The organism is Streptomyces sp. NPDC024698 (assembly GCF_055559015.1).
Genome location: NZ_JBVHLK010000003.1, coordinates 247,952 through 268,224, shown reverse-complemented (window position 1 = coordinate 268,224; position 20,273 = coordinate 247,952). Strand labels below are relative to the sequence as shown.

The following is a 20,273-nucleotide window of genomic DNA, read 5'->3' as shown; positions in this document are numbered from 1 at the left end:
CCGGACGCTGTCCGCCGGGAGGCGGCGACACCGCTGTCCGCCGTTTCAGGAGGCTCCGTCCCATGACCGTCCCGGCCCGCACGATCCCGTCGCCGAGAGCCCTCCGGTCGCTGTGCGCCCGGCGCGCATGGCCGAAGAGGGACGCCCCTCCACGGACGGTGTCGTCCCTGGAAGCCGCCCCGCGCACCCCGGACATCTGGCTCGCCGGCCTACGTCTGGGGAGCTGAACCGGCCCCTGCGCCGTCGAGTTCGAAGACGCCGTAGCCGAATCCGCGGGCGCTGACCGTGCCGCCTTCGATCCTCACACCGTCCGATTCCAGGGAACGCACCGCGAGGGCCCGGTCGACGGAACAACTCATCGGCTCGCGACACGGGTTGACCACGACGAGATACCGGCCGCCGCGCAGGTAGACGAACGGGTAACCGGCGTGCGCCACCTCGACCGAGCCGTCCGGACCCAGCTCCGGCGCGCCCGTGCGCAACGCGATCAGACGGCGCACGAGATGCAGGAGCGAGGTGTCGTCGGCCCGTTGGGCCGCGACCGTCGGGCGGTCGGGCGCGGGGTCGACAGGCAGGTAGAGGCGGTCGGCCGGTGCCGTGGAGAAACCGGCGTTGGGGCCCTCGTCCCACTGCATCGGCGTACGGGAGCCCGCGCGGTTGTAGCGCGGGCCGAGCACGCTGCCCTCCTTGTCCGGCAGCCCAGGAACGAACCGCATGCCGATCTCGTCGCCGTAGTAGATCGCCGGAAGGGTGGGCCAGGTGAGCTGGAAGACGAAGGCGACGGGCAGCTGATCGGCCGTGCGGGGACCGCAGTTGAGCCGGGAGAAGTCGTGGTTGGCCGTCGGGAGCGCGATGAACCCGCTCCGGTCGAGCGCGGTGGTGGCCTCGCGCCAGGCCTCCAGGAACGGGTGCGGGGAGCCCCGGCCCTCGGCGTCGAAGAAGCAGTCGAGCGGGTCCCAGGCCTCGTTGACCGTGCCCTCGCCGTTGCTCCACAGCGAGCGCAGGGCCAGCCCGTCGGTCGGGCCGCCGAACTGGAGGAAGAAGTCCGCGTGGAACCCGGCCGGGACGGACATCTCGGGTTCGCCCCACTCCGAGAGCAGCACGGCCTCCGGATGCGCCGCGTCCAGCCAGTGTCTCAACTCGGTCCAGATCGCGGCTGTTTCCCTCTTGCCGGGGTCGTCCTTCACGAGGGAGGCGGCCATGTCCACACGGAAGCCCGCCAGTCCGAGGCCGAGCCAGTGGTCCATCACCGTGCGCAGCGCGGCCCGGTTGGCGCGCGGGCCGGGCGCGTCGACCGGCAGACGCCACGGCTCGTCCGGACGGGCGCGCCCGTAGCCGAAGTTGAGGGCGGGCTGGAACGCGAAGAAGTTCGGCAGATACGCCCCCGTGCGGGTTCCGGGGGAGGGGACGAAACCGTCCGGGGCGTGGCCCTCGGGCGCCCAGACGTACCGGTCGTCGGCCGGATCGTCCACCGCGGCCCGGAACCACGGGTGCTGGTCGGAGGTGTGGCCCGCGACGAGGTCGAGGAGCACGCGGATGCCCCGGCGGCGGGCTTCCGCGACGAGCCGGGCGAGGTCGTCGGACGACCCGTAACGGGGTGCGAGCCGCAGATAGTCGGCGACGTCGTATCCGGCGTCGCCGAACGGGGACACGAAGCACGGGTTGAGCCAGACGGTGTTGACGCCCAGCCACGCGAGGTGGTCCAGGCGCTCGGTGATGCCGTCGAAGTCGCCGATCCCGTCACCGTCGGAGTCGGCGAACGACTGCGGGTAGATCTGGTAGAAGACGGCGTCGGCCAGCCAGGCGGGGGCGGGGCGGAACGAGGTCATGCCCGCGACGATAGATCAGCGCACCGGGCGTCCGCTGCCCCACAGGCCGCCGTTCGAGCCGCGTTCGACGCGTCCAAAGGGCGCCGTTCGGGCCGTGCTCGCCCCGTCATGAGGCCGCCGCTCGGGCGGCCTTCGACCCGTCCTGGGGACATCCCCCCGATCCGGATCCGACCCCCTAAGCTCGGCGGGATGTTCACCCCGCAAGGCCCCACCCTCCGCGAACTGACCGTGCAGGCCCTCTCATCGATCGAACACGGTTACGACCTGCTCGCGCCCAAGTTCGACCACACGCCGTTCCGGACCCCGGACGCGATCCTCGAAGCGGTGGGCAAGGCTCTCGCGCCGACGGGGCCCTTCGACGCGGGGCTCGACCTCTGCTGCGGCACCGGCGCGGGCATGGAGATACTGCGCGGCCTGTGCCGGGAGAGTGTCACCGGCGTCGACATCAGCACGGGCATGCTGGCCGTCGGACAGTCACGGCTCGGGGCGGGGAAGCCGGTGTCCCCGGCGGGCGATAGCCGGCCGGAGACGCCTGCTTTCCCGGCGGGCGAGAACCGGGCGCCGACGGTCGCCTTCGTCCGTGCGGATGCCCGCTCCCTGCCCTTCGGGCCGGCGTTCGACCTCGTCGTGAGCTTCGGCGCCTTCGGGCACTTCCTGCCGCCCGAGCTGCCCGGCCTGTTCTCGGGAGTCCACGCCGTGCTGCGGCCCGGCGGACGCTTCGCCTTCCCGATCATGGCTCCGCCACGGGCCGACTCGGCCTGGTACTGGGCGCTGCTGGGCTTCGACACGGTGATGCGGGTGCGCAACGCCGTCCGGCGTCCGACCTTCGTCATGTACTACCGCACGTTCCCGCTCGGTGACGTGCGGCGGGAGCTGACGCGGGCCGGATTCCGGACGGAGCTTCACCCGCTGACCGAGTTCGGCCACCGCCGCGACGGCAGCCCGCGGGCACGGATGATCGTGGCCGTACGTGAGGACGGCCCGGGTGTCACCTGAGCGCGGGTCCGGCTCTCACCTGGCCGCCGGTAGCGTGAACTCGTAGACGAGGGCGTTCTGTTGCGCATCCACGGTCAGATCGGTGATCTCCAGCGGGCGGTCGTACTGGTCGTGGACGCGCCGGGTGACCCGTACCGACTGCGGGAGCCGGGTGATCGCGTCCCGGTGGTGCAGGGTCAGACCCGCCTTGCGCATCCAGTCGTAGGCGCGGGACAACTGCGCCGAGGAGTGGTCGTTCGCACGGTCGCGGTAGCGGGCGAGTTCCTCCACCTCGGTCACGGCGATGGCGGAGAACGAGGTCACGGCCGAGCGCAGTCCGCTGCCGTCGGCCGCGGCGGACTCGTAGCGATGGACCAACGTCGCCCGCAGCGGGGCGAGTCCGAGGGCCTTCGCATGCTCCGGGGAGGGTCTCTCCCAGGTGACGGTGGCCCGACGGCACCCGTCGGATTCGCCGGGGTGCGCGCCGACGGGGAAGTCGAGGGACGGGACGTGCTCGGCGCCGGTGCCGGCGCCGGACAGTGTCGCGTGGCTGCCGCGCCGGTCGGTGGAGACCTGGCCGTCGCGCCGCAGCATGTTGAGCGCCTGTCGTACGGTCTCCCGGCTGACGCCGAACCGGGTGGCCAACTCACGTTCCCCCGGCAGGCGTTCGCCGGGTGGTATGGCCCCGTCGCGCAGCTCGCCGACCAGTTGTGCGGCGATCCGCGCGTAGAGCGGTTCATGTTCGGACGGATGGGTGGTGCGGGCCATGACCGCGCCTCCTGCGTGGTGACAAAACGTAGCCGTGTGAGCTCGGTGCGCCACCACATCTAGCATTGGTCTAAACCACTGGGGAAGGGGCTCCGGAGACTTCGGCCGATTTCGGTCCGCGCACGGGGCCGGGAGGGCCCCGCCAGGAATGTGCCGGTCCGCGTGGCGACGGACACCGACTCCCTTGGGCCGACTGGCTCATGCGGCCCGTGCGGCTCGTCGTCCGCCTCCACGAGACCCTGATTCCGGGTCCGCGAGATCGCCGGAGTCACTTCACCGGCCCTGTCCGAAAGTCCCCACCCGGGTCCGTGCGCGCCGCCGACCTGCGTGCCTGGGTCCGCAGGGGAGGCACTGGTCGCGGACGGGCGAGGGGCTGGATCCGGGGGTCTCTCAGCAAGTCCAACGGCCGTGCGGTGAGGCATCGTTCCGGGTCCGGCTGTGACAATCCGCCTATCTCGCAGCCCTGTTGAAGCGCCTCGCGGCGACCGCATACTCCAGGCTTTGGCCGGACGGCACGACGGCCGTCCGCCGAGACGAGGGGAGACCGTCCACAGTGAACGCGGCTGCCGCAGGGACCTGGAAGCTGGGCGACCGGGAGGTCAACCGGATCGGCTACGGGGCGATGCGACTGACCGGCAACGGGATGGCCGGGAACTCGGACGGCCCTCCGATCGACCGCGACCATGCCGTCCGCCTGCTGCGCCGGGCGGTCGACCAGGGCGTCGATCACATCGACACGGCCTCCTTCTACTTCTCGCCGCTGCGCTCGGCGAACGAGCTGATCAACAGCGCGCTCTCCTCCCGGTCCTCCGATGGTGACGACGTGGTCGTCGTCACCAAGGTCGGACCGGGCCGTGACCCGTCCGGTGAGTGGCAGGACCGGGCCCGGCCCGACCAACTGCGTGGCCAGGTGGAGGAGAACCTGAGGCAGCTCGGCCGGGACCGTCTCGATGTGGTGAACCTGCGCTGGAACGGCCAGGAGGCGCATTCCGTCGCCGAGCACTTCGGCGCGCTCAGCGAACTGCGCGACGCGGGTCTGATCCGCCACCTGGGCCTCTCCGCCGTGCGTCCCGCGCACGTCGCCGAGGCCCGCTCCATCGCTCCGGTCGTCTGTGTGCAGAACTCCTACGGGCTCGACTGGCGGCGCGCCGACGAGAGCGGCCTCGTGGACCTCTGCGCCGAACTCGGCATCGCCTTCGTTCCCTTCTTCGCTGTCTCCGGACTGCGCCGCGAGGCGGCCGCCGGGCAGGAGCCGGACGATCGGGTCCGTACGGTCGCCCGTGCCCACGGCGCCACACCGGCCCAGGTGCGGCTCGCCTGGACCCTCCACCGCGGGCCGCACGTCCTGGCCATCCCGGGCACGGCCGACCCGGCCCACCTCGACGAGAACATCGCGGCCGGAGCTCTGCGGCTCACCGCGGAGGAGTTGGAACTGCTCGATGCGCCGTCAGGTGACGGGGAGCGGGCCGGAGGCGAAGCGTCGGGCGGAGGGGCGGAGCGGGCCGGAAGTGGGGCGTCGGTGTAGGGGGCGCCCCGGTACTCCGATGCCGGGAGGGCGTTGTCAGGGGTCGGCCGTAGGCTCGCCGCGTCGGGGTTCGGTGGATGGAGGCGACGTGAGTTTTGACCTTGCGGTGTGGTTCGAGTCCGGGCGTGTCTCGGTCGCCGACGCCACGCGCACGTACGAGCGGCTGTGCGAAGGCGACCTGACGGGTGCCGGAGTCGTGGCGAACGAGGCCGTGGCCGCCTTCCACCGGGAACTGACCGACCGGTTCCCCGGGCTCGCGGTCACGGAGGACGACGACGCGCGGGCGGAGGCGTCACCCTGGGCAGCCGGCCTCGACGTCTCCGGCGCGCATGTGATCATGCCGATGACCTGGAGCCGGGCCGACGGCACGGCACCCGAGGTGGTGGCCCTCGCCGGCCGGCACGGTCTGGTCTGCCTCGACCCGCAGGCCCAGGTGCTGCACCGTCCGCCCGCGCAGCGCGGGGCCGACGGGCTGAGCCTTCGGCCCTGCCTCGGGCTGAAGGTGGAGGACGCGGACCCTGAGGTGATCGACCGTGCGGTGCGCCGGCTGTCCGCGGAGAACTGGTTCCTGGTCCTGGAGCGGCGCAGCGGCCACTTCCTCCAGGTCGGCCACGGCCCCAACGCGGGCCTCGCCACGGACGGCTTCGCCGTCGAACACCGGGAAGGTTCGATGGAACACCACTACCGCTGCGTGCTGAACGGGCGGGACGAGGTGGCCGCGCTCTTCGCCGACTACGCGGCCGGAGCGAGCACCTGGAGCGTTGACGCGCAATGGGCCGGTCTCTTCTGACACGACCGTGTCTTCCGAGGCGACTGTGTAGGGGAGCAGGCCGATACAGGCCGCGCGAAAATCGCGCGACCTGTATCGATAATGCGGAGGGGATGCGGTTGATCCCCATGTCGAATTCAGTTCCCCGCGGGAAGGAATTCATATCCGAGAAAGGGTGCGCGTCGGTGCCACCCGTCCCGGGGAGTTGCCTGATCGCCCACTAGAGGATTTCGATGTCCTTGACCAGTGGAGGACGACTCGGGAAAGTGATGTCGGTCCACCGGTTGATGCGCACGGAGTCACCGTTCGCGTCGTAGTAGATGAGATCGTTGTTGCCCGTCGAAATGCGGTCGACCCACCAGGAGCCGAAGTTGGTCCGGCCCTTGTTGGCGTAGCAGTCCACGCTGGACCTGCCGTCCAGGTGCGACCAGATCTTCAGGTAGTCCGCCCCGCCACGACACTCGATGTGGTCGATGGCGAAGGCGTTGCCGGTGGGCATGGCCATCGTGATGGCCAGGGTGGACACCGCCGCCACGGCCACGGAACGGGCTACTCTCATCGTCCTTGAGATCACGACTTCTCCTTCTTTCAACATTTTAACGGGGAGAGTGCGACACGGCCGGACACGGGAAGGCTTGCAAAAACGGCGTCTTTCTGCCTCCGTGCGACCCTTCCGTCGTCTTGTCTCTCGGGCTTTCCCCATGAAGATCCTGCAAGACGGCTGCATACGGCAAGGATCTATGGCACCCCGGGCCGGAATGTGCCCCTGAATGTCTAGATCGGGGCCGCTTGGAGCAGGGTTAAAGCCTGGTTTTCGGCCGCCCGTAAGTCCTTTTGGCCAGGGAGAAGAAAGACGCCTTTGACCGACAGGAATGCGGATTGATGACGTCCCTTTATCTGCCGCCGTCCTCCAGCGCGAGGACGCGGAACTCGGCGACCGCCCGCCCGTCCTGGTCGACCATCGGTTCGGAGAAGCGGGCTCACACCCGTCCGGGCAGCCAGCGCAGCTGCGCGGCCTGCTGGTAAGGGCCGCCGCCCTCATGGTCGTTGAAGTCGTACACCTCGATCTCCTTGTCCGCGTTCCTCCAGGCGTTGAAGGCCGCGAAGATCGTCGACGGCGGGCAGGTCTGGTCCTCCAGGGCCACCGAGAACAGGGCGGGTGCCCGTCCGCGCGCGGCGAAGTGCACCCCGTCGAAGTAGGACAGGGTGCGCCGCACCTGTTCCGTGCGGCCACGATGGGTCTTGAGGTAGTTGCCGATCTCCCGGTAGGGGGTGCGGTCCGTGAGGGTCGTGGCGCGCGGGAAGTCGCACAGGAACGGTACGTCGGGGGCGATCGCCACCAGGTCGGGCATCAGACCGCCCACCGCGATGGTGATGCCGCCACCCTGGCTCCCGCCGAGCGCCGCGACGCGCGTGGCGTCGACCAGCGGATGCGAGCGTGCCGCCTCGACGGCGCGCACGGCGTCCGTGAACAGCCGCCGGTAGTAGTAGGTTTCGGGGTCCTCGATCCCCCGCGTCATGTACCCGGGGAAGGCGGGCGCGCTGCCCACGGGGTCCGGGGTCTCCCCGCCGCCCCACACGCTCGCCTGGCCGCGGGTGTCCATCACGAAGTGCGCGAAGCCGGCCGACGCCCACAGCAGGTGCGTGTGCGGGAGTCCGCGTCCGCCGCCGTACCCGATGAACTCGACGACCGTGGGCAGCGGGGAGTTCGCCCACGCCGGAACGGTCAGCCAGCCCTTGATCGGGTGCCCGCCGAACCCGGCGAACGTGACGTCGTGGACCGTGACCGTTTTGAGCGGGATCCCGACCGGTTCGAAGCGGGCCGCGAGGTCGTGTGCGCGGGCTTCCTTGAGCGTCCTGGCCCAGAAGGAGTCGAAGTCCCCGGGCTCGGTGGACGCGCTGCGGTAGACGCGGAGTTCGTCGAGCGGGAGGTCGAACAGGGCCATCAGGGACCACCTTTCGGCACGCGAACGCGGATGATCACACGGTACGTCCGCCCTCTCGGGCCCGCCACGGCCGCGCCGGGAACGGGGCGCGGTCGTGCGCGCGCTGCTCAGGGGGTGATGTCAGTGGTGCGGCATACGATCCGGGTATGCGCGCTTCAGGAACGTTCAGAGTTGCCGATTTCACCCCGGCACCGGTGCCGGGCTCCTCGATCGAGACGGCACTGCCCGTCGGTGTCGCCACGATGGAGAAGCACTACGAAGGCGAGATCGACGGGCGTTCCGCCACGTTGTTCACCGCAGCGTTCGATCAGGCCGGCGGGGTGGGGACGTACGTCGCGATGGAGTCCTTCGAGGGGACGCTCCACGGACAGGCCGGTGCCTTCAATTTCGCGCACTCCGCGACGACCCTGGGCGAGGGGAGGCAGAGCGAGTTCTTCGTCATCGTGCCGGCCGGCGGAACCGGTGCGTTGGCCGGGATCACCGGGACCGGTGGCATCTCCGTCGACGCCGACGGCACCCACCGGATCTGGTTCGACTACGAGCTCGGCGAGTAGTCCGGCGCGCCCCGCGAAGGGACCGCCCGGTCATCCCGCGAAGTGACCGGCGGCGATCCTGTGCAGGGACCGGCGGAGTTCCCGCGAAGGGACCGGCGAGACTCCGTGCTCAGGGGCCCGGCGCGCCGTTCCCTTTCGGAGTGTCCCGGACCGCGGGTGTGTCCCTCGCCCATGGCTGGCTTCGGCACTGCTTGAATCGCCATATGACCAAGAGTGACGAAGAGGCTCTTTTCGGTAACCGGTTCCTGACGATGCCCGCCCCCGCGCAGACCTTCCCCGAGGAAGGCATGGCCGCGACGGATGCGATGAGGCTCGTCGATGTGGATCTCGCCATGGAGGGCGACCCGCAGCGCAACCTCGCCACGTTCGTCACCACGTGGATGGAGCCGGAGGCGCAACGGCTGATCGCCGAGAACCTGCACCGCAATTTCATCGACCACGCGGAGTACCCCATCTCCGCCGAGATCGAACAGCGCTGCGTGCGCATGCTCGCCGACCTCTTCCACGCGCCGGGCAGGACGGCGGGATGCCGGACACAGGGATCGTCCGAGGCGATCATGCTCGGTGCGCTGTCGCTGAAGTGGAAGTGGCGTGAGCGACGCCAGGCGGCCGGCCTGTCGACCGACCGGCCCAACCTGATCTTCGGGGGAGACGTCCACGTCGTATGGGAGAAGTTCTGCCGCTACTTCGACGTGGAGCCGCGGATCGTGCCGCTCGCCGAGGGCAAGTACACGATCGGCCCGGAGGACGTGGAACCCCACCTCGACGAGAACACGATCGGCGTCGTCGCGGTTCTCGGCACCACGTTCACCGGCCACAAGGACGATGTCGTCGGGATCGACAAGCTCCTGCGGGACATCCGCGAGAAGCGGGACCTCGACATCCCGATCCATGTCGACGGCGCCAGCGGCGCGTTCGTGTGGCCGTTCCTCTACCCGGACTCGAAATGGGATTTCCGGCTCGAGCAGGTACGGTCCATCAACGTCTCGGGACACAAGTACGGCCTGGTCTACCCCGGCATCGGATGGCTGGTCTTCCGTGAGGAGTCCGACCTGGCCAAGGATCTCGTGTTCTACGAGAACTACCTGGGCAAGACCGACGCGACGTTCACGCTGAACTTTTCCACGGGCGCCTCGATGGTGCTCGCGCAGTACTACAACTTCGTACGGCTCGGCCGTCAGGGCTACACCTACGTCATGAAGATGATGCAGCAGAACGCCCGCGCACTGGCGGACAATCTGCGCGACAGCGGCCGCTTCGAAGTGATCGGCAGCGACCTCGAACAACTGCCGCTGGTCGCGTTCCGTCTCGCAAGCAAGCACGCCTACGACGAGTCCGACATCGCCTGGCAACTCTCGGCCGAGCGGGGCTGGATGGTGCCGGCGTACACGCTTCCGCCCAACGCGGAGCGGGTGAAGATCATGCGCGCCCTGGTCAAGGAGACCATGAGCCGCGAGCAGATCGACCGGCTGAGCCAGGACATCGCCGACGCGTGCCGCACCCTGGACGACAAGGGCGCGGCCCACGGGAACGAGCGGACCCAGGTCAAGCGCGGCACGGGCTACTGACGCACTGTGACGGAGCGCCGGTTCCCGCGGACCGGGGCCCGGTCGATCCCAGCCGGCTCTGCGAGGCTCGGTGCGGCTCCGGCCGGGGTCACCGGTCCGTCGGCGCATCGGCCCGTCGGACCGGTGCCACAAGGGCGCTTCTTCGGAACGAAGGAAGGGAACCATGACAGCCACGCGGGATTCCGCCCCGTGAAGGGCTCGGACGTTCGGAAGTGCCTTACCGGTACTGGGATTTGAGGCAGACGGGCGCACAGGACGCCGCTGCCCCACGGATCGCGGCCGGCCGGGCCGCCCTCCTCAGGAACGACCTGACCGCGGGCACGGATTCGCCTGGTCCTCGAACGGCTGCCGCAGCCATGAGGCCAGAGCCGCGTAGTCGTCATCGGTGAGACCGACACGGGCATCGACGCGGTGCACCAGGGCGTGTCTCCCGTGACGGTCGGCGACCCAGGCCCGATCCGTGTCCGTGGCCTCGTCGTCGACCCATACGAACGGGCGTCCCGCGGCCCGGTCGACAAGGGCACGGGTCTTCCAGTGCAGCCCGTCGCGTTCGTCCCTGTCGTCGAGGCCCGACGGCTCCGGCCAGACGACCATGGCAAGCCGCGGAAGTCCGAGCAACGGAGCGATGCATTCGTTCGCTTCGTCCATCCACGTCGTGGCCCAGACCACCTCGCAGGCGAGCGCGGCCAGCTTGGCTCCGTGCCGAGGATCGATCCTGGTCAGGAGCGGGTTCGCATCGGCGCCACGCAGATCGGGGGCGAGCGGATACGTCGGATACCGCCCGGACTCCGCACCGAACGGGATCAACGGTCCGTCGACATCGAGGAAGAGCAGCGGAAGTCGAACAGAGCCGGTCACGGCAGCCCAGGATAGTGAGGCGCCCGCCGCCGGTGCACGCCCGCGCGTGTGCGGGAGCGGCGCCCTCGGGAGCGTGCGGCCCGGCCGGCGGTCGAGGACCGGCTCAACATCGCGGCAGTCCTTCGAGGCGCCCCCGGGCGACGAGGGCGACCTCGCCGCCGACCCGTACCGACGTGATGTGCTCCGTCTCGCCATGGGCGCTGATCGTCATCTCGCTGGGGCGGCCGCGGTACCGCCCCTGGCGCAGCGTCCGCCGTTCGCCGTCCTCGACGCGTCCGTGTCGTCGCAGGTAGGCGGCCACACACCCGGCGGCGCTGCCGGTGGCCACGTCCTCGACGATGCCGTCGTTGTTCCAGTGCCGTCCCTCCAGGCCGTCGGCGTCCAGGAGATAGGCGAACTGAGCTCCGGCCCGGGCCAGCCGCTCCCCGATGTCGGAGGTGATCCGGGCCCGAGCGAGTGCTCCGGGACGTACGGGCACGATCAGGTACCGCAGCCCCGTCGACACGATCTCCGGCCGCAGTTCGGCGTGGAGGTCTTCGTCGTCCAGGGAGAACCAGGAGGCCAGGCCATCCGGCTCGGGCCGGCTCAGGAACCGCGGGGCGCCCTGGTCGAGGACGCTCGCGTAGCGGCCGGGGCCGCGGTACTCGGTGACCACCTCCACCGTCCGCGCCCTCAGTTCGAGGGACCACGTCCGGCTGCCGTCGCTTCCGGCCAGGGCGTGCAGGACACTCGCCGCCCCGATGACGGGGTGCCCGGCGAAATCAAGTTCCTCGGTCAGGTCGAAGACCCGGGCGCGCCACGCGTCGTCCCGGCCGTCCTTCCGTTCCAGGAAGATGGATTCGAAGTGCCGCATCTCCTCGGTGATCCGCTGCATCTGGGATTCGCTCAGGTCCGTCGCTCCCGGGAAGACCGTGAGGCTGTTGCCGCTGAACGGAACTCCGCTGAAGACATCGACGTGAAAGTAGTGCATACCTCGACGCTACCGACGGCATCCGACGGCATCCGACGGCATCCGACGGCATCCGACGGCACCGCCCGGCCCCGCGGAGCAGCCCAGCCGCGGCGTGATGAATGATCACGTCATGACCGATCCCGCGTCCTTCCGCGACGAGAGTAACTGGACCGACGGCTTCTACGAACTGGCCGTCGAGGTGGGCTCGACCGATGACGCCCGGATCCAGGAGGTCCTGGACGCCGTGTGGTCCGCGGCGGGTGTGCGCGGATGCTTCGCGTTCCGGGACCGTGAACCCGAGGAGCAGGAGTTTGTGCCCTGCACGGTCGCCTCCCTGGCCGAGTACGGACAGCTTCGCGGTCAGGTGCGCCTGCCGACCGGCCGACTGGCGGTGTGCGGTTGCGTGGCGGTCCGCGGCGGCGACGAGAGCAGTGACTGGCTGGACTTCTACATCCCCCTGGGCGCGCTGGACAACGCGGATATCGCCTACTGGGACGGCCGGCCGTTCTTCAGGTCCGCGGTCATGGACGACTGGCTCGCGGCCGTCGGGACCGAGGCCTTCCGACGCGCGCCGTTCAGCCTCGCCGCGATCGGCTTCGAAGTCTCCGGATGCACCGACGCGGCGACGCTGGCGGGCAGACTGCCGGAGACGCGCGCGATCGGGTACCTGCTTCCGCAAGAGGGAGTCCTGCGCTACGGGGCGGCCAACGACTGAGCCTGGACGCACCGGACGCACCGGACGCACCGATCACGCCGGGTCGGCGCGGCTCCGCTCCTCGGACGGGGGAGGTCATCCGGTCGTACTGCCCAGGGGGCAGGTCGCGGCAGCCGGAGCCACCCGGGCCGAACTCCGGCGGGCCGTCGCGATGCAGCGGGGTGAACAGGCGGAGCGCCCGGTTTGTGCCAGGTTGTGGAGGGCGACACTGAGCCCATGAGCACCTCGGAATCCACCCTCGCCAAGAACAAGGACCTTGTGCACGCGTTCATCGACGCGCTGTTCACCAAGGGCGACCTCGGCGCGATCGACGAGTACCTCGCCGAGGACTTCGTCGACCACGACCCCCCGTTCAACGCGCCCGGCGACCGTGAAGGCCTCCGCGCCGCGGGCGCGCTGTTCCGGGAGGCGTGTCCCGACTGGCGCAGCGATCCGCAGCTGATGATCGCCGAGGGCGACCTGGTCGTCGAGCACTTCACCGCCAGCGGGACGCAGCGCGGTGAACTGCTCGGGGTACCGGCCCCGGCGGAAGGCCGCACCTTGACCCTGCGCGGAACCAACATCTTCAGGATCCGGGACGGACGCATCGTCGAGAAGTGGGGTCGGCCCGACGAACTCGGCATCCTGCGCCAGTTGGGGATCGTCCCGTCGTAGACGTGGCGTCGAGGCCACGGCGGGCGGCCGCTGCGGCGAGGTGTCACAGCGGCGTCCTCGTGGATCGGCGACGGTCGAGGAGCCACGCCGGAGCCGTGTGGAGGAACCCGCCTCCGGCGCGCGCCCGGCCTTTCCCTGGCCTCCGCAGGGCGGGAACGCGTTCACGGCCGGCGAGTGGATGACGTGTCCGGCTCAGGACAGGGTCCGGCTCAGGACAGTGGTTGGTTCAGGACAGTGGTTTGTGCATCACGACGCAGGGCCGGCCGAACTGGAGGTCGGGGCGGCGGTCGATCTCCCGCCAGCCCAGTGAACTCCAGAACGCGAAGGCCGAGGGGTTGTTCTCCAGAACGGCGATCCTGAGACCGTCCCGCCCCTGGCGCCGGAACCGTTCTTCGACAGCCGCCACGAGCAGCCGGCCGAGGCCCCGGCGGCGCCGGTCCCCGTGCACGATCAGCAGGCCGATCCAGGGATACCCGTCCTTGGGGTGCCGGTCCAGCAGACAGGCCAGGCCGACGGCCCGGCCCTCGGCGTCACGGGCGAGCAGGGCATGGCCCCCTTCGCTCCCGGCCTCCTCGCGCAGATCGGCCTCGACCCGGTCGGGTGCGATGTGCTCGGGGTCGTACTCACCGGAGGCGCGGCAGTATTCGGGATTGCTCGCGTAGATGCCCACGACCTCGGCGATCTCGTCCGGCGTGTATCCCATCGGCGTGAGAGTCGGCATGGTCACGGGGCCAGGCTATACAGGTCCGCACGGGGTCCGCGCTCGCCGGCAGGGGGCGAAGAGCGTGGCCGGGACCGCCCACGTCGGCATCCGCCGCGGCGCACGCGGCCGGCGCAGCCCCTGCCGCCTCGAACACCCCGCGTCCGCAACGGACTTGGACGTCTCCACCCGCGCCGCGACCCTCCAGATGCTCGCCGGCACGGAAGAACCTGATCCGCATCGAGGAGCCCGACCGGACCAAAAGCCGACATGTGGCGGGCCGAGCGGCCGTGCCGGGAACAGCAGGTCGGGCCCGCGCGGTTGCATGACGGAGGGGCCGGCGCCGCACGGGCGGGAACACGGAGACCGGAGTGTCGTCCGTCTCGCCAGGATCCGGGCCCCAGGATCGCGATACGTGTGCCGCGGTCCGGGATCAAGGCGTATTTCTACTGGAGGAATTTCATGACCGACCGGCCTTTGACGCTCATGGCAGTGCATGCCCACCCGGACGACGAGGCCACCGGAACCGGCGGGGTCCTCGCGCGGTACGCGGCGGAAGGCATCCGCACGGTTCTGGTGACCTGTACCGACGGCGGTTGCGGTGACGGACCGGGAGGCGTCAAGCCGGGCGATCCCGGGCACGATCCGGCGGCGGTCGCCTCGATGCGTCGTCAGGAACTCGAGGCGAGCTGCGAGGTCCTGAAGATCAGCGATCTGGAGATGTTGGACTACGCCGACTCCGGAATCATGGGCTGGCCGAGCAACGACGCTCCCGGATCCTTCTGGGGAACCCCCGTGGAGGAAGGCGCCGCCCGGCTCGCGGACCTCATGCGGCACTACCAGCCCGATGTCGTTGTCACCTATGACGAGAACGGCTTCTATGGTCACCCGGACCACATTCAGGCCAACCGCATCACGATGGCGGCGCTGGAGATGACCGGGCTGACTCCGAAGGTGTACTGGACCACCATGCCCCGCTCGATGATGCAGCGGTTCGGCGAGATCATGCGAGAGTTCCACGAGGACATGCCGGAGCCGGATCCTGCGGAGGCCGCCGCGCTGGCCAAGATCGGCCTGCCCGACGACGAGATCACCACCTGGGTGGACGCCACCGCGTTCAGCGATCAGAAGTTCGACGCGCTGGCCGCGCACGCCAGTCAGGGCGAGAACATCTTCTTCCTCAAGATGGGCAAGGAGCGGTTCGGCGAGCTGATGGGCAGGGAGACCTTCGTACGGGTCCAGGACGCCACGGGCGCCGCCGTACCCGAGAACGACCTCTTCGCCGGACTGCGCTGACCCGAGCGCGCTGACCCGAGCAGGGCTGCCCCCGGCTGCGCCGACCCACGGACTGCGCTCACCCGAGCCGCGCTGACCCCGGCTACGTCGACCCGGTCTCCCCGCCGCGCCTGCTCGACGTACGGCGGCCCTCGCGGCCGTCGCGTCGGCGGTCGCCCCGAGCCCGAGGAATCACCGACGCCACGCGCGCGGCGGCAGGCTTCACGGCCTGCTCCGGCGCGTGGCGTCGGCCCCTTCGCGACGCAGCGCCCCGACCGCCCTTCTGGGCTCGTCGGCTACGGCCTCTTGCCGTCGTCGGAGCCCGGAGGCTCGGCGCCACGTCGCGCCGCGTCGTCGACGACACGTTCTTGCACGAGGTCCAGCAGGATGAGGAAGCCCACGACAACGACGGCCACGACTACGGCCAGTACGCAGAGCACGACGACAACAATCGTGTTCACGTCGATGCGCCCCCTCTCGCCCCCGTCTTCCATGGCGCGGGCTCTGCGTACCGCCCCATGGCGGTCGTGCCTGATGTCCGCCCAGCCTGCCCGCTCAAGTCGGCACCGCACAAGGCGATTTCACCTGGGCGACAGCACAGGCGCGAGAGCGTCACGGACCTGCGCTCGCGAGGATCTCGTGAGCCCGGTGGGGCGGTTGATGGTCGCGGGCGGGGTCAGTGCCAGTTGCTGATCCGTACGTCGTGCGGGTGCGGTGCTCCGGCTCCTGTCTCCACCAGGGATTTCAGGCTCATCAGGAACAGGGCCCACTTGGTGGTGCAGTGGTTCATGAACTCCACCTGCTCGCGCCATCCTTCGTGCGCGAACAGGATGATGGTCCACTCGCCTTCCTGCTTGAGGTCGAAGGTCACCGTGGTGCCGATCCATTCCTCGGGACCGGCGACGACCTCCCACCGCACCCGGGTGTCCGGTTGCAGTTCGAGGACCTTCATGTCGAATCCGCCGACGTCGCCGAAGCGGAACTGGAGCACGTCGTCGCCGCTGCCCTCGGTGTCGGTCGTCCACCACGCGGCCAGACCGTCGACCGTCGTGAGTGCCCGATAGACCGTGTCCCGGGCCGCCGTGGTGCCGACCCGGTGCAGGATGTCCGCCATCTCGATCTCCTCGCTTCTTCTCGTTGAGGGTGGTTACTTCTTCTCGTCCTTGGCTCGTTGGATCGCCTCGGCGATCTTCTTGACGCGCTGTAGCCGGGCGTCCCACAAGGTGCCCACCGACTGCAACTGGGCAACGGCACGCGCGAGTTGTGCCTCGTCGACGTGATAGCGCCGCTCCCGGCCGGCCGGGGTGGACCGGACAAGGCCGGCCCGGTCGAGCACGGTCAGATGCTTGGTCACGGCCTGCCGGGTGACGGGCAGACGGGCGCTGAGGGTCGTCGCGGTGCCCTGACCCTCGGCCAGCAGCAGGTCGATCATGCGACGCCGGGTCGGGTCGCCGATCGCCGACCACAGTCCGTCGTCGACGCCGGTGTTCATCGCGCGCCCGCCACCTGCTTGGCGGTCGCCGCCAGGCGGGGCAGATAGAAGTCCCAGCCCTGCCGGTGGTCGTTGTAGTGCGCCTCGAGCACGGCGGCCTCCCAGCCGCGTTCGCGGTACCCGCTCTCACGGAAGCGGAGCGTGGTCCCGTCGCCCGCCGCGGTGAGTTCGAAGGTCACCAGCAGTGAGTTGCCGGGGGCCGCGGTCTCCCCGTCCTCGTAGGTCCACCGGAACGACAGGGTGCGTGGCGGGTCGGACTCGACGACCGTGAAGGGCGCGGACGTACGCCTGCCGCTGCCGTTGTCCGTCCAGGTGAAGCTGCCCGGCCTGCCGGGTGTCGGCTCGAAGTCGGTTTCCGCGCTCCACCAGTCCCGGATGTGCTCCGGGTCGGTGAGCACGTCGAACACCACCTGGGGCGGGGCGTCGACGTACAGCTCGCGCTCGATGCTTCCGTACTCCATGTCCATGGCCACCTTTCGCAACCTTCGGTTGCACATCACGATAGGCGACGTCGATGCCTTTCGCAACCGAAGGTTGCATATGGGTGTCAGGTCCGCGCGACGGCCGCCCGCGGAAGCGCAGGCGGCCTTCCGTGAGGCCGCCCCGAAGGGCCCGGCGTGACGGCGGTTCCCGTGCGGGCGCGAACGGCCGTCCCGCCGGGAATCATCTGTGCCCGGTGTCCGTCAGCGCGGGGCGGCCGCGCGCAGCGCCCACTCGTGTGCCGCGGCGGTGTGCAGGGCGGCCTCCAGGTGGCGGACCTCGTCCGACAGGGGATCGTCGGTGCCGAAGACACGGTCGGCGAGATCGGTGAGCGTGTCACCGTCGTCGGGGGTCGGAGTGGACAGGACGCTGTACAGGGTGTCGCAGCTCTCGGGATGGACTTCGGCCGACTCCACGCCGGTCCAGACATCTCGGCACCGAAGCTGCGAGAGCGTGACGAACGACCGCAGGGCGTCCCGTTGGAGGTCCGGGGCCGCGCAAGCGCGCAACCGTGCCCGCAGGTCGGCGTAGAGCTGCGGCAGACCCAGGCCCTGGACGCGTGTGCCCGCGTACGTCCACCGCGCCGATCCGGTCCCGGAGCCGCAGGCTTCCCAGCGGGCGTCCCACAACAGACGGGTGAAAGCGGCGCGCGCCCGGCCGCCGTGCAGGGAGATCCCCAGGATCAGGCCGCCGTTGCAGTCGACCGAGGCACCGTTCTCACCCCAGGCGAGGAGTCGCTCCAGCCAACCGGGGTCCTGGGTCTTCGTAGCGAGCACGGGCAGGAACTCGGGGAACAGGCCCGCCCCTTCGTGCTTCTCCAGCGCCTCGGCGATCGCGCCGCGCAGTTCCTCGCACGGCAGATGCAACAGGCCGAGGCACGCGTCCTTCGACACGTCGTACAAGCCGTCGACGTGGTCCCACAGCAAGGACGTGGCCGACGTGCACCCAAGACGGCCCACGGCGTGCAGCACGCCGGACGGTACGTCCTCGCGCAGTCGGCCACCCTCGAGCGTCGCCTCCAACAGGCGGGCCGCCAGCCGTGGATCGCCGTGCCGGGCGAGCACGGGCACCAGCGCCTCGTGCGCGGCGGGCGCCGAGAGGAACAACGGGAGCAGCGCCTCCGCATCGGCTGAGTCCCCGTGCCGGAGCACCACCTCGGCGGCCATGGATTCCCACGACCACGCCACCCCCGCGGCCTCGCCGCCGGCGGATCGGTCGAGTATGGCCTGTGTGGCCGCTAACAGCGTCAACTTGGCAACCGCCTCTGTGTGGACAACACCGCACATCATGACCGAGGCCGATCAAGCGATGCCAGGCGGTTTCCGCGCTCTGTCCGTGTGGGCAACAGCCCTGCATCCCTCCGGGGAACGGCTGGGTGGGCGAGCCGCGTGAGCGACGTGCCCGGGTCCGCCAGCCGTGGCCGAACGATGCATGGGGGGCAGCGGGTGTTCATCGAGGCCGAAGATGAGTGCGCCACGAGGCTCTATATGGCCGGGCACGGATCGCAGCCGGCGAAATCCACCGCTGCCGTAGGCCGCGTCCGCGGAGTCTCGCCTGCCCGGCGACGCCCGGCACGGGGCACGACCCGGCTTGTGTACGGAGGCCGGAGGCCAAGCCCCTCATCATGGAGGCGCGGCGGTGCTCTTGCGTGCCTTCGCCGCCCCAGCCCGACAGCACACCTCAGCCGAACCGCTCGATCCTGATCCGGTCCACCGGCTGACCCGCTGCCACCAGCAGGCGCGAGGCGTGCTCGGCGAAGCCGTTGGACCCGCAGATGTAGGCCTCCCACCCACCCGGTGGCCGCTCGGCCATGAGGGGTTCCACATGTGCGGCAGTCATACGTCCGACGGGCACACCCGCCGGGGCCGCGCGGGTGAACACGGCGGTGGTCTCGTCGCCGTACTCCGCCGCGTAGACGAGTTCTTCGGGGCTGCGCGCGGAGACCAGAAGGCGCAGCGGCAGGTCGAGTCGGTGCGCCCGGTGGTGGCGCAGCATCGACATCAGCGGCACGACACCGGAACCGGCGCCGACCAGCAGGGCCGGCCGGTCGCCCGGCCAGGCGAAGAAGCCGCTCAGCGGACCGCGGACCTCGACACGGTCGCCCGGCCGGGCCACGGTGTGGAACCAGCCGGAGACCTCACCGCCGTCGACATGGTCAAGGGTCAGTTCGATGTGGCCGCTGTCGTCGGGGGCGGACGCGATGGAGTAGTGGCGCTGCGCCACATATGCGTCGTCGGCGGTGAGCCGCAGCATCAGATGCTGGCCCGGCAGATGCCCCTCCCACGCGGGCACGGCGAACCGGAACGTCGCCGCGTGCGGGGTCTCGCGGCGGATCTCGGTGAGTGTGGCGGTCTGCCATGTGGTGGCCGTCCGTGTGCTCACGGCGATGCGTCCGGGCACGGCGAACCGTGTCGGCGGTACGAAGGTCGTGGTCTCAGTCACCGGAGTAACGCTGCTCTTCCCAGGGGTTGCCGCGGGCGTGGTAGCCGTTCTGCTCCCAGAATCCCGGCTCGTCGTGATCGAGGATCCGGATACCCGCGATCCACTTGGTGCTCTTCCAGAAGTACAGATGGGGCACGATCAGCCGCGCCGGGCCGCCGTGCTCGGCAGGCAGCGGCCGGCCGTCGTAGTCCCACACGATCCAGGCACGGCCACCCGTGAGGTCGGCCAGCGGAAGGTTCGCGCTGTACCCGGTGTGCGAGTACGCGACCGCGTGGGTGGCCGCCTGGTCAGGTCGTACGGCGTCCAGGAAGGTGTCCAGTGACACGCCCCCGAACCGCACCCCGAACTTCGACCAGCTGGTCACGCAGTGGATGTCACCCTCGTACGAGGAGGCGGGCAGCGCGTGCGCCTGCTCCCAGTCCCAGGTCCGCGGCTCGGCCACCAGACCGTCGATCCGCAGGTTCCAGTCGGCGGGCGCCAGGTCCGGGGTCACCTCGGCGGACAGGACGGGCCAGTCGTCGCCGGCGTCGTACTGACCCGGCGGCAGTCCGGCGTTGTGGACCCGCGGACGGCCGGTGAAGCCTCGCGTGACGTTCATACGGGTGGTGCCTCCAGGACCGAGGGAGAGGGCGGTCCGCGGATCGGGCGTGGTCGCCGGGGACAGCGGCCCACGGATCGGGGTGACCGGCGCGCGCACGGGTCGGTGTCCCGGGCACGCACCGCTTATTGACCATTCAACGGTACGCGCACACGGATCGTGCTCCGAGCCGG

Annotated in this window: 22 protein-coding genes; 8 read left to right on the top strand and 14 right to left on the bottom strand. The window is 70.1% G+C overall.

Features of this window, described 5'->3' with window-relative positions:
* Nucleotides 1-209: 209 nt before the first annotated feature.
* Nucleotides 210-1,829 carry an alpha-amylase family glycosyl hydrolase gene (locus ACZ4AA_RS09020; protein ID WP_467597827.1) on the bottom strand — a complete coding sequence of 540 codons (1,620 nt, stop codon included), beginning with the start codon at nucleotides 1,827-1,829 and terminating at the stop codon, nucleotides 210-212.
* Between the two features lie 189 nt (nucleotides 1,830-2,018).
* Between ACZ4AA_RS09020 and ACZ4AA_RS09015 the strand changes: the two genes are divergently transcribed.
* Nucleotides 2,019-2,825 carry a methyltransferase domain-containing protein gene (locus ACZ4AA_RS09015; RefSeq protein ID WP_467597824.1) on the top strand — a complete coding sequence of 269 codons (807 nt, stop codon included), beginning with the start codon at nucleotides 2,019-2,021 and terminating at the stop codon, nucleotides 2,823-2,825.
* A gap of 15 nt (nucleotides 2,826-2,840) precedes the next feature.
* Here ACZ4AA_RS09015 and ACZ4AA_RS09010 read toward each other — a convergent pair whose 3' ends face one another.
* Complete coding sequence (locus ACZ4AA_RS09010) at nucleotides 2,841-3,572, bottom strand: GntR family transcriptional regulator (protein ID WP_467597821.1); 732 nt, start codon at nucleotides 3,570-3,572, stop codon at nucleotides 2,841-2,843.
* A gap of 553 nt (nucleotides 3,573-4,125) precedes the next feature.
* Here ACZ4AA_RS09010 and ACZ4AA_RS09005 point away from each other — a divergent pair.
* A complete protein-coding gene (locus ACZ4AA_RS09005) occupies nucleotides 4,126-5,097 on the top strand; it encodes an aldo/keto reductase (protein ID WP_467597818.1) in 972 nt (323 codons plus the stop codon).
* A gap of 88 nt (nucleotides 5,098-5,185) precedes the next feature.
* Nucleotides 5,186-5,887: a hypothetical protein gene (locus ACZ4AA_RS09000; RefSeq protein ID WP_467597815.1), complete on the top strand. Its 702-nt coding sequence runs from the start codon at nucleotides 5,186-5,188 to the stop codon at nucleotides 5,885-5,887.
* Between the two features lie 199 nt (nucleotides 5,888-6,086).
* Here the strand turns inward: ACZ4AA_RS09000 and ACZ4AA_RS08995 are convergent, their stop codons facing one another.
* Both ACZ4AA_RS08995 and ACZ4AA_RS08990 read right to left on the bottom strand, forming a co-directional pair.
* Complete coding sequence (locus tag ACZ4AA_RS08995) at nucleotides 6,087-6,425, bottom strand: beta/gamma crystallin domain-containing protein (RefSeq protein ID WP_467598927.1); 339 nt, start codon at nucleotides 6,423-6,425, stop codon at nucleotides 6,087-6,089.
* A gap of 421 nt (nucleotides 6,426-6,846) precedes the next feature.
* A complete protein-coding gene (locus ACZ4AA_RS08990; RefSeq protein ID WP_467597812.1) occupies nucleotides 6,847-7,812 on the bottom strand; it encodes an acetylxylan esterase in 966 nt (321 codons plus the stop codon).
* A gap of 146 nt (nucleotides 7,813-7,958) precedes the next feature.
* Between ACZ4AA_RS08990 and ACZ4AA_RS08985 the strand changes: the two genes are divergently transcribed.
* Both ACZ4AA_RS08985 and ACZ4AA_RS08980 read left to right on the top strand, forming a co-directional pair.
* The gene (locus ACZ4AA_RS08985) at nucleotides 7,959-8,366 is read left to right on the top strand and encodes a DUF3224 domain-containing protein (RefSeq protein WP_467597809.1); all 408 of its coding nucleotides are present in this window, start codon (nucleotides 7,959-7,961) and stop codon (nucleotides 8,364-8,366) included.
* A gap of 203 nt (nucleotides 8,367-8,569) precedes the next feature.
* A complete protein-coding gene (locus ACZ4AA_RS08980) occupies nucleotides 8,570-9,934 on the top strand; it encodes a glutamate decarboxylase (protein ID WP_467597806.1) in 1,365 nt (454 codons plus the stop codon).
* 297 nt (nucleotides 9,935-10,231) lie between these two features.
* On the opposite strand, the gene ACZ4AA_RS08975 is transcribed toward ACZ4AA_RS08980, so the two are convergent.
* On the bottom strand, nucleotides 10,232-10,792 hold the full coding sequence (locus tag ACZ4AA_RS08975) for an HAD domain-containing protein (RefSeq protein ID WP_467597803.1): 561 nt from the start codon (nucleotides 10,790-10,792) through the stop codon (nucleotides 10,232-10,234).
* A gap of 103 nt (nucleotides 10,793-10,895) precedes the next feature.
* Nucleotides 10,896-11,762 (bottom strand): PhzF family phenazine biosynthesis protein, encoded by an 867-nt coding sequence (locus ACZ4AA_RS08970; RefSeq protein ID WP_467597800.1) that lies wholly within the window; start codon nucleotides 11,760-11,762, stop codon nucleotides 10,896-10,898.
* A 112-nt stretch (nucleotides 11,763-11,874) separates the two neighbouring features.
* On the opposite strand from ACZ4AA_RS08970, the gene ACZ4AA_RS08965 reads away from it, so the two are divergent.
* The gene (locus tag ACZ4AA_RS08965; RefSeq protein ID WP_467597796.1) at nucleotides 11,875-12,459 is read left to right on the top strand and encodes a hypothetical protein; all 585 of its coding nucleotides are present in this window, start codon (nucleotides 11,875-11,877) and stop codon (nucleotides 12,457-12,459) included.
* 216 nt (nucleotides 12,460-12,675) lie between these two features.
* Complete coding sequence (locus ACZ4AA_RS08960; RefSeq protein WP_467597793.1) at nucleotides 12,676-13,113, top strand: ester cyclase; 438 nt, start codon at nucleotides 12,676-12,678, stop codon at nucleotides 13,111-13,113.
* 226 nt (nucleotides 13,114-13,339) lie between these two features.
* Here ACZ4AA_RS08960 and ACZ4AA_RS08955 read toward each other — a convergent pair whose 3' ends face one another.
* Entirely contained in the window at nucleotides 13,340-13,834 is a 495-nt protein-coding gene (locus tag ACZ4AA_RS08955; protein ID WP_467598924.1) for a GNAT family N-acetyltransferase, read from the bottom strand.
* A gap of 441 nt (nucleotides 13,835-14,275) precedes the next feature.
* Here ACZ4AA_RS08955 and ACZ4AA_RS08950 point away from each other — a divergent pair, with 441 nt between their 5' ends.
* Nucleotides 14,276-15,109, top strand: coding sequence for a PIG-L family deacetylase (locus tag ACZ4AA_RS08950; protein ID WP_467597790.1), 834 nt, complete (start codon nucleotides 14,276-14,278; stop codon nucleotides 15,107-15,109).
* A 275-nt stretch (nucleotides 15,110-15,384) separates the two neighbouring features.
* Here the strand turns inward: ACZ4AA_RS08950 and ACZ4AA_RS08945 are convergent, their stop codons facing one another.
* The 7 genes from ACZ4AA_RS08945 to ACZ4AA_RS08915 form a co-directional block, all read right to left on the bottom strand.
* Nucleotides 15,385-15,549, bottom strand: a complete 165-nt coding sequence (locus ACZ4AA_RS08945) for a hypothetical protein (protein ID WP_467597788.1) — start codon at nucleotides 15,547-15,549, stop codon at nucleotides 15,385-15,387.
* A gap of 215 nt (nucleotides 15,550-15,764) precedes the next feature.
* Nucleotides 15,765-16,202, bottom strand: coding sequence for an SRPBCC family protein (locus ACZ4AA_RS08940; RefSeq protein WP_467597786.1), 438 nt, complete (start codon nucleotides 16,200-16,202; stop codon nucleotides 15,765-15,767).
* 33 nt (nucleotides 16,203-16,235) lie between these two features.
* Nucleotides 16,236-16,580, bottom strand: a complete 345-nt coding sequence (locus ACZ4AA_RS08935; RefSeq protein WP_467597783.1) for an ArsR/SmtB family transcription factor — start codon at nucleotides 16,578-16,580, stop codon at nucleotides 16,236-16,238.
* Nucleotides 16,577-17,041, bottom strand: coding sequence for an SRPBCC domain-containing protein (locus tag ACZ4AA_RS08930; RefSeq protein ID WP_467597780.1), 465 nt, complete (start codon nucleotides 17,039-17,041; stop codon nucleotides 16,577-16,579). Before ACZ4AA_RS08930 ends, ACZ4AA_RS08935 begins: the two co-directional genes overlap by 4 nt.
* 222 nt (nucleotides 17,042-17,263) lie before the next feature.
* The gene (locus tag ACZ4AA_RS08925) at nucleotides 17,264-18,226 is read right to left on the bottom strand and encodes a hypothetical protein (RefSeq protein ID WP_467597777.1); all 963 of its coding nucleotides are present in this window, start codon (nucleotides 18,224-18,226) and stop codon (nucleotides 17,264-17,266) included.
* 514 nt (nucleotides 18,227-18,740) lie between these two features.
* Entirely contained in the window at nucleotides 18,741-19,502 is a 762-nt protein-coding gene (locus tag ACZ4AA_RS08920; protein WP_467597774.1) for a ferredoxin reductase, read from the bottom strand.
* Nucleotides 19,495-20,100, bottom strand: coding sequence for a sulfite oxidase-like oxidoreductase (locus ACZ4AA_RS08915; RefSeq protein ID WP_467597771.1), 606 nt, complete (start codon nucleotides 20,098-20,100; stop codon nucleotides 19,495-19,497). Before ACZ4AA_RS08915 ends, ACZ4AA_RS08920 begins: the two co-directional genes overlap by 8 nt.
* Nucleotides 20,101-20,273 lie beyond the last annotated feature (173 nt).

Excerpts from the sequence above, each read along its gene's own strand:
- ACZ4AA_RS08985 (WP_467597809.1), top strand. The coding sequence starts at position 7,959 with ATGCGCGCTTCAGGAACGTTCAGAGTTGCCGATTTCACCCCGGCACCG.
- ACZ4AA_RS08940 (WP_467597786.1), bottom strand. The coding sequence starts at position 16,202 with ATGGCGGACATCCTGCACCGGGTCGGCACCACGGCGGCCCGGGACACG.
- ACZ4AA_RS08925 (WP_467597777.1), bottom strand. The coding sequence starts at position 18,226 with ATGGCCGCCGAGGTGGTGCTCCGGCACGGGGACTCAGCCGATGCGGAG.
- ACZ4AA_RS08965 (WP_467597796.1), top strand. The coding sequence starts at position 11,875 with ATGACCGATCCCGCGTCCTTCCGCGACGAGAGTAACTGGACCGACGGC.
- ACZ4AA_RS09015 (WP_467597824.1), top strand. The coding sequence starts at position 2,019 with ATGTTCACCCCGCAAGGCCCCACCCTCCGCGAACTGACCGTGCAGGCC.
- ACZ4AA_RS09010 (WP_467597821.1), bottom strand. The coding sequence starts at position 3,572 with ATGGCCCGCACCACCCATCCGTCCGAACATGAACCGCTCTACGCGCGG.
- ACZ4AA_RS08990 (WP_467597812.1), bottom strand. The coding sequence starts at position 7,812 with ATGGCCCTGTTCGACCTCCCGCTCGACGAACTCCGCGTCTACCGCAGC.
- ACZ4AA_RS08980 (WP_467597806.1), top strand. The coding sequence starts at position 8,570 with ATGACCAAGAGTGACGAAGAGGCTCTTTTCGGTAACCGGTTCCTGACG.
- ACZ4AA_RS08950 (WP_467597790.1), top strand. The coding sequence starts at position 14,276 with ATGACCGACCGGCCTTTGACGCTCATGGCAGTGCATGCCCACCCGGAC.
- ACZ4AA_RS08930 (WP_467597780.1), bottom strand. The coding sequence starts at position 17,041 with ATGGAGTACGGAAGCATCGAGCGCGAGCTGTACGTCGACGCCCCGCCC.
- ACZ4AA_RS09020 (WP_467597827.1), bottom strand. The coding sequence starts at position 1,829 with ATGACCTCGTTCCGCCCCGCCCCCGCCTGGCTGGCCGACGCCGTCTTC.
- ACZ4AA_RS08970 (WP_467597800.1), bottom strand. The coding sequence starts at position 11,762 with ATGCACTACTTTCACGTCGATGTCTTCAGCGGAGTTCCGTTCAGCGGC.
- ACZ4AA_RS08935 (WP_467597783.1), bottom strand. The coding sequence starts at position 16,580 with ATGAACACCGGCGTCGACGACGGACTGTGGTCGGCGATCGGCGACCCG.
- ACZ4AA_RS08995 (WP_467598927.1), bottom strand. The coding sequence starts at position 6,425 with ATGAGAGTAGCCCGTTCCGTGGCCGTGGCGGCGGTGTCCACCCTGGCC.
- ACZ4AA_RS08960 (WP_467597793.1), top strand. The coding sequence starts at position 12,676 with ATGAGCACCTCGGAATCCACCCTCGCCAAGAACAAGGACCTTGTGCAC.
- ACZ4AA_RS08955 (WP_467598924.1), bottom strand. The coding sequence starts at position 13,834 with ATGCCGACTCTCACGCCGATGGGATACACGCCGGACGAGATCGCCGAG.
- ACZ4AA_RS08915 (WP_467597771.1), bottom strand. The coding sequence starts at position 20,100 with ATGAACGTCACGCGAGGCTTCACCGGCCGTCCGCGGGTCCACAACGCC.